12 protein-coding genes are annotated in these 14,993 nt (G+C 52.4%); 10 read left to right on the plus strand and 2 right to left on the minus strand.

Annotated features, from left to right (window positions below; genetic code table 11):
• Nucleotides 1-586 precede the first annotated feature (586 nt).
• Nucleotides 587-1,609, minus strand: a complete 1,023-nt coding sequence (locus ACEVJK_RS01545; protein ID WP_374739839.1) for a LacI family DNA-binding transcriptional regulator — start codon at nt 1,607-1,609, stop codon at nt 587-589.
• Between the two features lie 355 nt (nt 1,610-1,964).
• Here ACEVJK_RS01545 and ACEVJK_RS01550 point away from each other — a divergent pair, with 355 nt between their 5' ends.
• The 9 genes from ACEVJK_RS01550 to ACEVJK_RS01590 all read left to right on the plus strand — a co-directional run bounded on the left by ACEVJK_RS01550 (nt 1,965) and on the right by ACEVJK_RS01590 (nt 11,793).
• A complete protein-coding gene (locus ACEVJK_RS01550; protein WP_240287140.1) occupies nt 1,965-3,920 on the plus strand; it encodes an alkaline phosphatase family protein in 1,956 nt (651 codons plus the stop codon).
• Complete coding sequence (locus tag ACEVJK_RS01555; RefSeq protein ID WP_240287138.1) at nt 3,895-4,809, plus strand: NAD(P)-dependent oxidoreductase; 915 nt, start codon at nt 3,895-3,897, stop codon at nt 4,807-4,809. Before ACEVJK_RS01550 ends, ACEVJK_RS01555 begins: the two co-directional genes overlap by 26 nt.
• Nucleotides 4,810-4,854: 45 nt before the next feature.
• Nucleotides 4,855-6,336: a lactate racemase domain-containing protein gene (locus tag ACEVJK_RS01560; RefSeq protein ID WP_147570645.1), complete on the plus strand. Its 1,482-nt coding sequence runs from the start codon at nt 4,855-4,857 to the stop codon at nt 6,334-6,336.
• Between the two features lie 97 nt (nt 6,337-6,433).
• Nucleotides 6,434-7,642, plus strand: coding sequence for an ABC transporter substrate-binding protein (locus tag ACEVJK_RS01565; RefSeq protein ID WP_186852691.1), 1,209 nt, complete (start codon nt 6,434-6,436; stop codon nt 7,640-7,642).
• Between the two features lie 175 nt (nt 7,643-7,817).
• Nucleotides 7,818-8,654 (plus strand): ABC transporter permease, encoded by an 837-nt coding sequence (locus ACEVJK_RS01570; protein ID WP_240287136.1) that lies wholly within the window; start codon nt 7,818-7,820, stop codon nt 8,652-8,654.
• Between the two features lies 1 nt (nt 8,655).
• Entirely contained in the window at nt 8,656-9,468 is an 813-nt protein-coding gene (locus ACEVJK_RS01575) for an ABC transporter permease (protein ID WP_243200981.1), read from the plus strand.
• Entirely contained in the window at nt 9,447-10,214 is a 768-nt protein-coding gene (locus ACEVJK_RS01580) for an ABC transporter ATP-binding protein (RefSeq protein ID WP_147570648.1), read from the plus strand. Before ACEVJK_RS01575 ends, ACEVJK_RS01580 begins: the two co-directional genes overlap by 22 nt.
• A gap of 15 nt (nt 10,215-10,229) precedes the next feature.
• Nucleotides 10,230-10,976, plus strand: coding sequence for an ABC transporter ATP-binding protein (locus ACEVJK_RS01585; RefSeq protein ID WP_147570649.1), 747 nt, complete (start codon nt 10,230-10,232; stop codon nt 10,974-10,976).
• Nucleotides 10,977-11,046: 70 nt separating this feature from the next.
• The gene (locus ACEVJK_RS01590) at nt 11,047-11,793 is read left to right on the plus strand and encodes a sulfite exporter TauE/SafE family protein (RefSeq protein ID WP_186852692.1); all 747 of its coding nucleotides are present in this window, start codon (nt 11,047-11,049) and stop codon (nt 11,791-11,793) included.
• Between the two features lie 441 nt (nt 11,794-12,234).
• Here the strand turns inward: ACEVJK_RS01590 and ACEVJK_RS01595 are convergent, their stop codons facing one another.
• Complete coding sequence (locus ACEVJK_RS01595) at nt 12,235-12,546, minus strand: MGMT family protein (RefSeq protein ID WP_186852693.1); 312 nt, start codon at nt 12,544-12,546, stop codon at nt 12,235-12,237.
• A 170-nt stretch (nt 12,547-12,716) separates the two neighbouring features.
• On the opposite strand from ACEVJK_RS01595, the gene ACEVJK_RS01600 reads away from it, so the two are divergent.
• Entirely contained in the window at nt 12,717-13,730 is a 1,014-nt protein-coding gene (locus ACEVJK_RS01600) for an aldo/keto reductase (protein WP_374739840.1), read from the plus strand.
• Nucleotides 13,731-14,993 lie beyond the last annotated feature (1,263 nt).

Consider the following 14,993-nt stretch of genomic DNA (forward strand, 5'->3'; position numbering starts at 1 on the left):
GAACATTTATCGAGGAGTCTGAGCCCCTGGCAGATACCGCAAATGCGGTATCTGCCAGGGGCTTTTTCATTTGGATTCTGTGTGTGCTATGTTTCGTTCTGAGTTGCGCTTATACATACGAGAGATCGTTGTATTGAATTTAAGCCTTCTGCCGAGTGTTCATACTCTGTTTGATTTTCTTCTCGCAACCTATGATCTTCCCAATCATCTGTCCACAACAGGTGTGGATGTAATCTTTGTATATTCAGTATGCCGCTTCGTTCGAGATAATCTTATAGTGAAATAACCGAGATCAAAAGGCGAAAGTGAGGAAATGCGTGCCGCAAAAACGGCACGCTTTTTCCATTGCTCTTAAAACGAAATGATTTTTCTCCCTATCATTTGATGGTTTGTTCTACCGGCCGCCTACACCTGCCGGCGATCATAATGCGCAGGAACAGGGAGAGATTTCGGGTACAAATTCAGTAGTGAAAGTCTATAGCAGAGAGGCGATCTGGACAATAAGGAGACATATGGAGTTGATTGCTGCCTCTTTGCTTCATACAGAGCAGCCGGGCAATAGAGCGCCACGGCCGGTCCTCTTCCATTAATAGCGTTTTTTGGCCGGACCGCAAGACTCCCGTTGAATCAGCGTAAACGGAACGTCCACTTTTATTGATGATGTATGTCCGCCCTCAATGCGGTCAATCAACAGTTTTACTCCAAGATGTCCCATCTCCTCCAGAGGGACATGGATGGTCGTAAGCATAGGATCCAGATAGCAGACAGTTTCCATGTCGTTGATACCGATAATAGAGACATCCTGGGGAACCTTCAGCCGATGCTCCCGCAGACTTTTCATAGCGCCCACAGCATTCATATCGTTGGCACACAAAATGGCTGTAAACTCCACCCCGCTGTCCAGCAGCCGGTTGGTAGCCTCATACCCATCGGTTGGGTTAAACAAGCAGCGTGCCACATAGGGGGTCAGGTCACCTAGTTCCAGATCGGCCATGGCGTCCAGATAGCTTTGAAATCGCTGCTCGTTGTCCGTTTCCCCCATATAACAGATCTTTTTATGGCCTAGCGAACGCAGGTACTCCACACAGGTGCGGACTGCCTGGTAACCACTGCAGATCACCTGATCGAAGATCCCATCAGGCGCAGAGTTCTGCCCAATATTGACGATATTTTTATACCACTTTTTTAACAGGCTGAGAGAACGAGGCTCGATGCGGCCCAGGACTACGGCCGAGTCAGAGTTAGTGTCGGTAAACGGGGCTTTTCCATCCTGAATATCGGCCACAGAGTAATGATAGCGAAGATTATACCCCGCATCAAAGGCGGTAATCTCCGCTGCCCGCATTAGCACCGTAAAAAAGGGATCCAAATAGGGGCCAATAGTACGGGCATAGACACAGTCCAGATTTTGATTCTGGGGCTTCTGATCCAGCTCTGGACGCTTTAGCTGTCTGGCATGTTGATTGGGGACATAACCCAATTCCCGTACAGCTGCCCAAATCCGCTCCTGTGTCTGCGGGCTGGCCGCCGAAACATTTTTGCTGTTGACAATGCGAGAGGCCGTAGAGGGCGATACTCCCGCCCGCCGCGCAATTTCTCTAATGCTCATCCAAATGCTCCTTTACTAATCGGCTTCAACACTGTCGCCGCACTATGTGTTTTATTTTACTACAAACTTTCCAGGATGGCAACCAACGCCAACGCATCGTTATGCAAACGTTTGCGTTTTTTCTCATTGACAAAACGAAAAAAACAGTGATATTATCCACTCATCCGTTAATATTACAGAAAATATATTGTTAAAACTTTATCAACCAAGCATTTTGACGAATATTGCGCCAGTTTTTTGGAGGTGTTGCACTACGCAACTTTCGTAACACCACATCAACAGGCAGCTTAGGCTGCCCCATAAACTACCTACGAGGCCATATAAATTAGGCCTCAGATCAGAAAAGGAGGGCATTATGGAAAAGAAAATTTTGTTCCTTGGTCTGGACGCTGCTATGCCGGACTTGGTCAAAAAGTTTGTCGCAGAGGGCGCTATGCCCAACACCGCCAAGCTAATGAAGCAGGGGATATTTTCCCGATTGGAAACAGTATTCCCGCCTCTGACTGCCGCAGCCTGGACTGCCATCGTCAGCGGTGCCGGATCCGGCACCAACGGAGTGCCCAGCTTGATGGTGAAACACCTGGGCGAGGACCTAGATCACTGGCACACTTCCTTCGACCGCAACGAGGTACTGTGCGAAACCATGTGGGATGTGGGCAAGCGTTTGGGTAAAAAGGTGGCCCTCATAAACTGGCCGGTCACTTTCCCCATGGGCGCTATCTCGGAGGAAGACGGCTGCCAGCTGGCCGGCTCTTTGAATCCACCATTCCGCTACTTTTTCATGCCCCTGTGGGACGTGGCTTCCAGCGCCTGCTTCTCCAACCAGAAGCTGCGCTGCAACCAGATCCCCGGCCGGGCGGTCCAGCTAGAAGCCCGACCCGCTGAAGGTTGGACTAATCTGCCCGAAAGCAAGCGCCCGCCACTAGAATTCGACATTGTGGTCCCCCCCACCTATGTGGAAGGTTACCCCATGCATGTGTTGATGTACGCCTCCACCGACACGGGCTATGATCGTATGCTGATCTCTGAGTCCAAGGACGCCGCTCAGGCCATCACCGACATCACCCACGGGGAACTAGGTCCCTGGATTACCAAAAACTTCAAGGCTCGGGACTATGAACGGGACGGCCGCTTCCGTTTCCAGATCCTCCAACTCACCCCAGACGGGAAGAACTTCAAACTGTACCAGAGCGCCATCAACATGGCCGAGCCTTATTCCGTTCCCTCCTCCCTGAGCAAGGAGGTAGAGGCCGTGGCCGGTACCTATATGGAGGTTGACGATCCCTGGGCCTTCATGGACGGCTGGATGGCTCCAGAACTCTACCTGGACCAGCTGCAGATGCACGCCAACTGGTGGGGCAACGCCACAAAGTATGTGCTTGAGCATCAGCAGTGGGACATGGCCTTCTCCTGGGTAGGCACTATCGACCACATCGAGCATGTCCTTTACGCTGGCATTGAGCCCAAGGCACGGGTATATGACCCGGACAAGGCTGATTTCTGCTGGCACATGATCCGGGAGACTTACCGACAGGTGGACGAGAACATCGGAAGGATCCTAGATGCTGTGGACTTGGACAATACATATGTGATCCTGATCTCCGACCACGGCATGACCCATTTGGACTGGAACCCTTATGTAAAAGAGCACCTGGCCCGTGCCGGTCTGTTGGAGTATGTGTTGGATCTGACCACTGACGATCCCAGCAACCTTACTATCAACTGGGAGCACACCAAGTGCCATCCCCTGGAGCCCTGTCACGCCCACATCTTCATTAACCTGAAGGGGCGAGACCCTCACGGCATCGTGGAGCCTGAGGACTATGAAAAAGTCCAGGAGGAAATCATCCGTTGCCTGATGAATATGCGGGATCCGGAAACCGGAGATCAGGTGGTCGCTCTGGCCATTAAGAAGAAGGAGGCTGGCACTCTGGGCATCTATGAGGGGCCCGGCTATGACCGCGTGGGCGACGTGCTATACGCCTGGAAGCCCGGTTATATGTCCCACCCCTTCATTTACCGCAGCAAGATTCAGTATCGGGATGGTACCGAAAGGGTCATCGCTAACCCCGAACTTTACGAAGCCGCTGGCTTGTGCCGCAACTTCACTGGTGTTCACCTAGCTCTCCCCTCGCTCCACGATATGCATGCGGTCATGATTATGACTGGTCCAGGTGTGCCCCAGTACGAACGAAAGTTCCCCGCAAAGATCATTGACGTAGCGCCTACGCTGAGTAAGCTATTGAACATCGACGTACCCAAAGATGCCGAAGGAGGAGTTTTGTATGATATCCTGGACCGGTGCCAATAAACCCATCAAAAAGGTCGGTCTAATCGGTTGTGGCCGCATGGGCCGCTGTATGCTGGAAGGAATGCTGGCCAAAGGCTACAGCGTTGTAGTCTACGATAAATTTCCCACAGCCGCCCAGTCCGCTTCCGCTCTGGGTGCCCAGGCGGTTCCCACTCCTAAAGAGGTGGCTGAACAGGCTTCAGTCATCCTCATGTCCCTGCCCAGCCCAGTCCAGTTGGAGGATGTTCTTTTCGGCGAGGGCGGTATGATGGCATCCCTTACCTCTGACCATGTGGTCATCGACACCAGCACTGTAGATCCCCAGACTACCCGGGGGCTGGCCGCCCGGGTAGGTGAGTGCGGCGCAGCCTATCTGGACTGTCCCATCCTGGGTCGTCCCTCGGCGGCAGGCAAGTGGATGCTGCCTACTGGTGGCTCTGGTGAAGCGTTAGAGAAGGTGAAGCCTGTGTTGCTGTGCTTTGCAGCCAACGCTGTACTGGTGGGGGACTCCGGGGCCGGCAACGCTTTAAAGCTGCTGAACCAGATGATGTTTTCCTGCATCAACGCCATCTCCTCCGAGGTCATGGCCATCTGTGACCATGTAGGGATCAAAAAGGAGGTCTTCTACGATACTGTAGCCTCATCCACCGCGGCCACTGTCAGCGGTCTGTTTCGTGAAGTGGGCAAGTGCATCGTCAATGAAGCCTACGACTCCCCTGCCTTTACGGTGGACCTACTGATTAAGGACACCAAGCTAGCCCTCCAGATGGCCAAGGATGCCGACGCCCCCTCTCTGATCGCCGGCACTGCTCAAATGTACAATGAGATCGCCCATGGTCAGGGCTTGGGTACTCAGGATACCAGTGCCCTATATAAGGTATTTAGTCGTCACTACGACAAAATCTCTTGACCAGGCTTTGACCCAAACTTTATGTTTAGAAAGGATGTTCCCTGCATGAAACTGGATTTTGAATACGGCCAAGGCCTTATGAGCGCCGAATTGCCTGACAGCACCGATATCTTTATCCCCGGTGAAACCGTGCCCGATCCCCCTTGTCTGCCCCAAGACTGGGACAGCCTGTATGCTGCCACCCTGGAGTCTATCCAGCACCCCATCGGCATGAAGCCTCTGCGGGAGTTGGCTGGCCCCGGCAAGACAGTGGTCTTCGTCATTCCTGACATTGTGAAGGGAGGCACCCAGCCTACCTCCCATCGTCGTGTGGCCATCCGGGCCTGTCTGGATGAGCTGTACGCTGCTGGAGTAGCAAAAGAGGACATTCTTCTGCTGTTTTCTAACGGCCTTCATCCCCGAGCCACAGTGGCCGAGATGAAGAAGATTCTGGGTGATGATCTGTTCAATGAGTTCTATTACACCAACCAGATCACCAGTCACGACAGTGAGGATCCCGACCACATGGTGGATCTAGGTACCACCCAGCGGGGTGATCCGGTGCTGATGAACAAGTATGTCTTTGACTGCGATATCCCCATTCTTATCGGACACACCCAAGGCAATCCCTACGGCGGATACTCTGGCGGCTATAAGCACTGTACTACCGGCATCACCCACTGGCGCTCTATTGCTAGTCATCACGTCCCCAAGGTCATGCACCGGGATGACTTCACCCCCGTGTCCGGCCACAATCTGATGCGTACCAAGTTCGATGAGATCGGTATGCATATGGAAGAGAAGATGGGCCACTCCTTCTTCTGCTGTGACGCGGTACTAGACACCTACTCCCGTCAGATCGCTATCTTCTCCGGCTATGCTAAGGAGATGCAACCTGTGTCCTGGGATGTCGCCGACAAACGGACTTATGTGCCCTGGGCAGAAAAGAAGTATGATGTAGTGGTGTTCGGCATGCCCCAAGACTTCCACTATGGCAATGGCATGGGTACCAACCCTATCCAGATGATGCAGGCCTTGTCAGCTCAGGTCATCCGCCACAAGAGAGTCATGAGTGATCACTGTGTATTCATCGTTTCTAGCATCTGTAACGGCTATTTTCACGACGAACGTTGGCCCTATCTGAGGGAGTTATACGAGATGTTCCAGCATGATTACATGAACGTTCTCCCCGACATGGACCGTTATGGCGAGTACTTCGCTACCAATGAGGAGTATATTCGCAAGTACCGCTTCTGCAACGCCTTCCACCCCTTCCACGGCTTCTCCATGATGAGCTGCGGTCACATTGCCGAGATGAACACTTCCGCCATCTATATTGTGGGTGCCCAAGAACCGGGTATTGCCCGCTCTATGGGGCTGAAGACCCGGTCCACCTTCGAGGAAGCCCTGGAGGATGCCAAAAAGAAATTTGTCGGCCCCAACCCCAATATCTTGGCTCTGCCTAAGACCTATAAGATCGGCGCTGTTCATCTATGCATGAAGAACGAGGGCTATGATGGCACCTGTGGCCATCCCTGCGCTGACTAAAAAGCCCTTCCCTTTGGAATCACACAGGGTTTGGCTGGATAGTGACCGTCCGGTAGTCCGCCCGGTCGATATATGTTTAGAAAGGATGGAAGTAAAGATGAAAAAAGCAACCACAAAAAGACTCCTTGCAACGCTCCTCTCTTTTGCCATGATGTTCGCTCTGGTCGCCTGTTCTGGCAACGAAAATGGCAGTAGCGGAGGCAACAACTCCGCCAACAGCGGTGGCACTTCCTCCGGTGGCGGCCACGAAGTGGAGCTGATAGACGGCGCCACCGCCCCTGAGGATTTGACCTTTGGTCTAACCCCCTTTGAAGACCGCCAGACTCTGCGCATCGGCTTCTTTACCGGCTCTCCCCTCTCCTATGCCTTCCTCTTTGCCGATAATCTGGGCGTCTTCGACGCGCTAAACATCGATGTGGAGTATAGCTGCTTCACCGGTGGCCCCGCCATGATGGAGGCCAACTCCGAATGGGATATGGCATCCTGCGGTTTGGGCGGTGTATGCACTGCCTTGGCTGGTTATGACTTTACCCTCGTAGATGTTACTGACTACGAGGAGAACATGGCCATTTTCGTACGGCCCGACTCTGAGTTGGCTAATGACCCTACTAACCCCGATTTATGGAAGGGAGCTACCGTGGTCTACCCTGCTGGCACCACCGGTCAGGCGGTCCTGGCTCAGTATCTCGAGACCATGGGCCTGACCCTCTCCGACGTGGAAAGTGTCAACATGGACAATGCCAACGGTCTGACCGGCTTTAACGGCGGCACTGGTGACGCCCTGGTGTGTTGGAACGCTATCGCCCTGTCCGCTGAGGACAGAGGGTATGTTCGTGTCACTGACTCTGGCCAGCTGAACCTGCCCTTCCCTTGCTGTACCTTCGCCCAGACCGAGATTATGGAGAGTAATCCCGACCTAGTGGCTGCTGCAGTCGCTGTTTTCCATCTGACCTATGAGTGGGTTACCGAGTCCGAGGGCAATGCCGCTCAGGCCGCCGCCTGGTATCTGGAGCACTGCGACGAAGAAGGCTTCCTGTGTGACGAGAGCATCGCTGAACGCACCATTAACTGGTGGCGCTGTCCCACGGTAGATGAGTATATCGCACTCTTTACTGAAACTGAACCCGACGAAGCTGGCCTGTATACTTCTCGTGACCTACTGCAAATTGAGAACGACATCCTCTCCGGATTTGACTTCTTCACCAGCGTAGGCAGCTACACCGAGGCCCAACGCACCCAGTTCCTGGACGATCAGCGGGTGGACAATTCCATCGCTCTGGCTGTCAAAGAAATGCTGGGTCGATAAATGCCTTCGATAGTCTTCCTCCCGCCCCATGGGAGGCGGGAGGAAGATTCGCTTTGCGGACGTGAAAACTGAATTTGGCTTCTGTCTACAGATCAGTCCAAACGTTCTCAGAGTGCATCTCCGCCTCTGCATATCTGATATTTGAGACACAAAGCTCGGAAAGTAGGGATGTCTTTTGAGCGAACCCATTCATGAGATGACTGCGGCTGAGCGTGTCGCGCTGGTTGAGCGTGAAAAACACCGGATAACCTACCGCAACATCACCCTGTCTTTCGCCGGTATCCTTCTCTTCCTGCTCATTTGGGAAGGGTTAGCCCTGTCCGGCATTGTAGACTCCAGAATTCTGTGTGACGTTTTGGAAGTCCTTCGTCTTTTCGTCACCAAACTGTCTGATCCCAATCCAGACGGCGCGGTGCTGACGGTCCATATCTGGTCCAGTTTACAGGTGGCCCTTCTGGGCTTCCTGCTGGCTGTAGTCATCGGTGTGCCTCTAGGCTGGCTGATGGGCTGGTATCGGGGAGCCGACAGCTTTCTTCGCCCCATCTTTGAGATTATTCGCCCTATTCCCCCAGTGTCCTGGATTCCGCTGACCATTGTGTGGCTGGGCATCGGCCTGCCGGCCAAGTCCTTCATCGTATTCTTTGCCGCCTTTGTCCCCTGTCTAATCAACGCCTATACCGGCATCCGGCAGACCAAGGAGGTCCTGAAAAACGTAGGCAAGACCTTTGGCGCTTCTTACTTCACTGTCTTCGTAAAAGTGGGGATTCCTTCCTCTTTGGTCATGACTTTCGCCGGCATCAAGGTTGCTATCGGCAACGCCTGGGCCACTCTGGTGGCCGCTGAGATGCTGGCCGCTTCCAGCGGACTGGGCTACATGATCCTGATGGGCCGTTCCTATGCCCGCGTAGATCTGATCATCCTGGGGATTGTTGTCATCGGCGTGCTGGGCGTCATCATCTCCGCTATCATCAACAGGCTGGAGCGTATCTTCCTAGGATGGAGGTATGTGTAGTATGGAAAAGAAAACCGCGCATATGAGCGCAGCAGAGATTCGGGAACAACGGCTTAAGGTTCTTTACCGTATCCTCCCTATTGTCTCTCTTCTCCTGTTGGTGGCCCTTTGGCTGTTAGCCTCCTCCGGCGCCAATTCCAACTTCCCAACTCCCCAGGCAGTGTGGGATCGTACAGTTCGCCTGTTCACCAATCCGGTAAAGAAACTGACTTTGGTCGGTCACGCTTTGGTCAGTCTACGGCGCATCGGTCTGGCTCTCGTCTTCGATTGGACTGCTGGTATCGCCTTTGGCGTACTGCTGGGATGGTGCCCCAGGGCCCGTGCCTTCTTTGGCCCTCTATTCAACGCCTTCCGTGCCGTCCCTCCGCTAGCCTGGATTCCTCTGATCACACTGTGGTTTGGTGCTGGTGAGTTCCCCAAGGTCCTCATCGTTATCTTTGGTTCTCTGGCCTCTATTGTGGTCAACACTCAGGCCGGTCTTAGTTCTGTGGATAAAATGTATCTGGACGTAGGTACCGTTTTTAATGCCACACCCAGACAGCGCCTGTTCAAGATCGCTATTCCATCTTCTCTGGACGCCATCTTTGCCGGCGTGCGTACCTCTACCAGTGCCGCCTGGATGGTGGTTTTGGCTGCCGAGATGCTGGGTGCTGACGCAGGCGTGGGCTTCCTGATCTCCCGCGGCATGGACTCTATCGATATGCCCCTGGTCCTGACCGGCATGATCGCCATTGGTATCGTGGGCGCTATGCTGGCCATTATCACGCAAATTGCAGAAAGGTTGATTTGCCCATGGACGAGAAAAAGAAAGTAATTCTGAAACTGGACAACATCTGTCAGAGCTACGTCGTGGGCGAGTCAGTCAAGGATGCAGTGGAAAATGTTTCCCTCGAGGTCTACGACAATGAATTTCTGGTCATCCTAGGCCCAGGCCACTGCGGTAAAACCGTACTGATGAACATGATCGCCGGATTGGAGAAACCTATCGGTGGCAAAATCTATCTGGACGGCGAGGAAGTTCACGGCAGCGATAAGCGTATCGGCATGGTGTTTCAGTCTTTGAATTTGATGCCCTGGCGCACTGTCATGGGCAATGTGGAATTTGGTCTAGAGGTAGCTGGCGTATCCAAGGAGGAGCGCCGGGCCACCGCCCAGAAGTACATCGATCTTGTTGGGTTGAAAGGCTTTGAAAAGTCCTATCCCCATGAGCTCTCCGGCGGTATGAAGCAGCGTGTAGGAATTGCCCGTGCCTATACCAACAATCCTCAGATTCTCCTGATGGATGAACCCTTTGGCCAGCTGGATGCCCAAACCCGGTATGCCATGGAGGAAGAGATCCTGCGTATCTGGGAGCAAGAAAGGCGCACCATCCTCTTTGTCACCAACAACATTGAGGAGGCTGTCTATCTGGCAGACCGAATTGTGCTGTTGAGCAACTGCCCCGCCCGGGTAAAGCAGGTTTATGATCTGGCTTCACTGGGGCGTCCCCGGAACACTACGTCTCCGGATTTTCTGCGCATCCGGTCCGAGATTTCCGATAATACGGATCTGGCGCTTTGATATGGGAGGTACTCTATGAGCGAGCAAGAATATAAAGTACGGGTGGAGCACCTGACCAAATACTTCGGGGACCTACATGTGCTGGACGATGTGTCCTTCAATATCAAAAAGGGAGAATTCCTGTGTGTGGTAGGCCCCACAGGCTGTGGTAAGACCACCTTCCTCAATCTGCTCACCCGCATCTATATGCCCACAAAGGGAGAACTCTATATCGACGGTGAGCCCGCCGATCCCAAAAAACACAGTTTGGCAGTGGTGTTCCAGGAGCCTTCCTCCATGCCTTGGCTCACGGTAGAACAGAACCTGCGTTTCGGCTTGGAAATCAAGAAGCTGCCCAAAAATGAGATTGATCGTCGAGTAGAAAATATCATCAAGCTGTTAGGCCTAGAAGAGTTTCGTAACCGCTACCCTCACCAGTTGTCCGTTTCTACCGCCCAACGCATCATTATCGGACGCGCTTTTGCCCTCCAGCCTGACCTGTTGCTGATGGATGAGCCATATGGACAGATGGACATCAAACTGCGCTTCTATCTGGAGGATGAGGTTATCCGCTTGTGGAAGGAAATCGGTACCACCGTGGTTTTCATTACCCACAACATCGAGGAGGCCGTGTATCTAGCTGAACGCATCCTAATCCTGACCAACAAGCCGGCCCACATTAAGGAGGAAGTGCAGGTAGACCTGCCACGTCCGCGGGATGTTACCGCTCCTGACTTCATTGCAATTCGAAATCATGTGACCGAACAGATCAAATGGTGGTAAGATAAAGCGGGGAAGCCCTTGGGCCGCCCCGCTTTTCTTAAATGCCAAACTCGACGAAAAGGAGGGTAACATGAATCAGCCCCAGATTATGCTTCTTGTAGCAGTCATCAACTTTGCCGCCGCTTTTTTTCAAGGAGCTGCCGGCTTTGGCTACGCTCTAATGGCCATGGCCCTGATGCCCCTCTTTCTACCCATGTCTGTATGTTCCGCCATTTCCGCGGTGACTGTGGTTGTCATTGGTCTCCAGATGACCCTAGCCCTCTGTCGGGAACTGCAGTGGCGGCTGATTGTGTTGCCCGTGTTCTCCTGTCTGACCACCATCAATCTGGGCCTGTATCTACTGGACCAATTTGATGAACTTCTTCTGCGCATCATCCTAGCCTGTCTGCTTCTGTTGGTAACCGCTATTTTTTTCATCATGCGCCGCCGTCAACTGGTGCTGCCCAACCGCTGGTATACAGCTGTTGGTGCCGGGCTGATTACCGGAATTTCCACCGGCATGTTCAATATTGTGGGGCCTTTCTTTTTGGTCTATTATATGAATGTGTGCGAAACCCCCTTGAATATGAAAGCCAGCCTAGAGTTCAGCTTCCTTCTCTCCGGGCTCTATTCGAGCGCCATGCATCTGTTTGTCTATCACAACATCACGTTGGAGGCGGCACCTATGTTAGCCACCTCCGCAGCGGCAGCGCTGCTAGCCGGCGTACTTGGGTTGAAAGTGTTCCGGAAGATCGACAAGAACAAGATCTCACTGGTGGCCTATATCCTGTTGCCCCTCATGGCCGTCAATCTAATCATCACCGGACTGAGTGTCTGATCCCTTTTGTAAAGAGGAACCCAAGCGTACTTGGCTCTTGGGGTGGTCTTTCTGGGTGCGTGGCTGTGGTCCCTCCCTACTTATGTGCGGTCCAAGGGTCAGTGAACAGAACCGCTTTTCCTGTCTACTATGACCATGGCGGAGCACCGCACTTCTACGGCCATATAAGTTGAGCAGATTTTTTGCTTTTGTTAGCCATCCCTCTTCACAAAATCTGACTGTATCTACAAATCTGCCTATATATTTTTAGACTTTGCCGCAGAGCTTCTTTTCAATAGTCTCTGAGAAAGCAGACAATCCAGCTTTCGGTATCCCCTCTTTTGCTTTTTTCATCCAACTTTTTGGGAGAGACCGAGCCAGTCAGAGAAACAGCATGAACTCCGGTTGCTTTCCTATACTGAACAGTCAATGTTCCTGTGGGAGAGCCCCTGCACCAGGTTTCTATTCCTCTTCGCCGTACCACATACAGGCCGTCAGGTCCACTCCGCCATCCAGCCGGAAGGGCACCCCCTCCATCTCCAGCAGCAGGCGCTGACTCTCCTTTCCCAAAGGGGAGAAAGCGTCGCTCAGTCCCCCAAGGCGGTTGACCACCCGGTGGCAGGGCAAGTCCGCCGGCGCCCTATTCAGCGCACAGCCCACGATACGAGACAGCCTGGGATTGCCAAGCAACCTGGCAATCTGTCCATAAGTCGTTACTCGGCCATAGGGTATCCGGGCCGTGATCTCATAGACCCGCTGAAATACGTTGTCCAAACGGCTCCCTCCCGTACTGTGTCTTTTTCCCGATTATAGCACCCGGCCCCGTCGGTGTCTACCGTTGTCTCTTTTTCCGATAAAATGGGGCCTCCTACTTGACATCGGGGACAAACCGTCATTTAATAGAGGCCAGGGAGCATAATCCATAAGGAAAGGGAGGAATATCTATGACTACGATTACTCTGGGCGGTACCGGCATCCAAATCGAGAAAAATGGCTTCGGCTGCCTGCCCATTCAGCGTATCTCCCAGAAGGAGGCCGCCTATTTGCTGCGGAAGGCTGTGGACGGCGGCATGAATTATTTTGACACTGCCCGCTCTTACAGCGACAGTGAGGAAAAGATCGGCTACGCCTTTCAGGGGATTCGGGACAAGGTCATCCTCGCCACCAAGAGCCACGCCAAGACTGGCCAGGAGCTAAAGGAGCACCTGGAAACCAGCCTGCGGAACCTGCGCACCGACTACATTGACATTTACCAGTTCCATAACCCCGCCTTCTGCCCCAAGCCCGGCGGCGAGGATGGCTTGTATGATGCCGCCCTGGAGGCCAAGGCCCAGGGCAAGATTGGCCATATCTCCATCACCAATCACCGGCTGGCCGTGGCCCATGAGGCCATTGACTCCGGGCTGTACGCCACGCTCCAGTTCCCATACAGCTACCTGGCCGGGCCCCAGGAACAGGAGCTGGTGGACAAGTGCCAAAAGGTCGGGATGGGCTTTATCGCCATGAAAGGAATGGCCGGTGGCCTGATCCGAAGCGGGCCGGCGGCCGCCGCCTGGATGGCTCTGCAGCCCACTGTGGTTCCTATCTGGGGTGTTCAGCATGAGTGGGAGCTGGATCAGTTCCTGTCCGCTGTCCGGGAAACACCAGCCATGACCGAGGAGTACCAGCAGATCATCGACCACGACCGCAAGGAGCTGGCCGGCGACTTCTGCCGAGGCTGCGGCTACTGTATGCCCTGCCCTGCTGGTATCGAAATCAACCAGTGTGCCCGGATGTCTCTGATGCTCCGCCGGGCTCCGGAGGCCAGCTGGCTGTCTGACCAGTGGCAGGCGGAGATGAAGAAGATAGAGAACTGCCTACACTGTAATCAATGTAAATCAAAGTGTCCCTACGGTCTGGATACACCCAGGCTGCTGGCGGAAAACTATCAGGATTATAAGACCTACCTGGCTCGGTAACAACAAGGGGGGCCACGGAGCAAGTTTTCATATCAAAAGTTGTCTCTCAGTTGGACCTAAAATGAATCACAGCAGCTTGTATAGGCGGCTTGGGACTTAGCGGTACACCCATAAGAACATAATTATTCGGTTACAGGACAGCATAGTGGATTGCTATGCTGTCCTGCTTTTTCTCCGCCTCTAATGGTCCGCTTGCCATCTTCTTGTTTCACTTCCCTGATAAAGTTCTAGACAATCTGTATCTTTTGTCCGCAATGTCCACTTAACACGGTACATAAACAATGGATTATGAAGCACTGAAATCCCAGTCGTTGGCAAACTGTACTGCAGTTACCCCATGCCTTGTTTTGTACACAAAATTGTGTGTTTTAAAGCTATGGGCAAATATACCTGAAAGCATTTTCACAATTTATCTTTCCTCGGGAACTTATGACAGAGAAAAATCCGCTCACCCGGTATGATGATCTCAAGGAAAAGGAACTGCCCACCTTGGGAACACCAAAGGTGATGATCCGGGTTCCAGGCAGGGGAAAAAGCGGTTTAGAACACAACCTTGATCGCCATAGTTGCAGAAGGTCAGATTCAGGGTCTCTGTATACCTTACAGTTAACCGCGCCCTGTTTGAGACGGTGTAGAAATAGCTGGAATTGGGCTGACTGTGGTTAGAATCTGTAACCCCATTACCCACATATTCCCCTACTAGTACCTATTCGCCTGAGAGGTGCCTTGGGATATCTTCGGAGCAGCTCATGTTGATTAATTATATTGAAGTTCTCATCGTTGACATTCTCCCACAACAGCCAAACGCAGCGCACATTCTCTACCATTTGCACGGACTGTTCCGGCATCCATTTAGGATGACAGATCATTTTAAAGAGGACTCTTATCAGGCTGAGATACGATTATTTTTGGCGATCCTATACAGCGTATGTGAAGGGCATGTGCCGCATGGCAGATAGAAAAGTAGGGAGGCGCAAAAATATGAGACTTATTCATTAGAGAGAAGCAGCCCTTTTTTTATCGGTTAAAAAATAGGCCGCAAAGATAAAATAGTAAAAGTTAGCAAATTAAAGTATTTCTTAAATACTCACAAACAGTCTTAAAGAAAGTGAAAATTTTTTGTTTATTCATTATATATTTTTTGAGATAACTCTATAATCTTATTCGTATTTTACTTTAACGTGGCAGAGATAGTAAAATGAGCCTGGATTAACATTCTAATTAGTTTATTAGGAAGTTATTTTGCTGGGCCTAGCAATCTTG

Source organism: Flintibacter sp. P01028 (assembly GCF_041925235.1).
GTDB classification, from domain to species: domain Bacteria; phylum Bacillota; class Clostridia; order Oscillospirales; family Oscillospiraceae; genus Lawsonibacter; species Lawsonibacter aceti.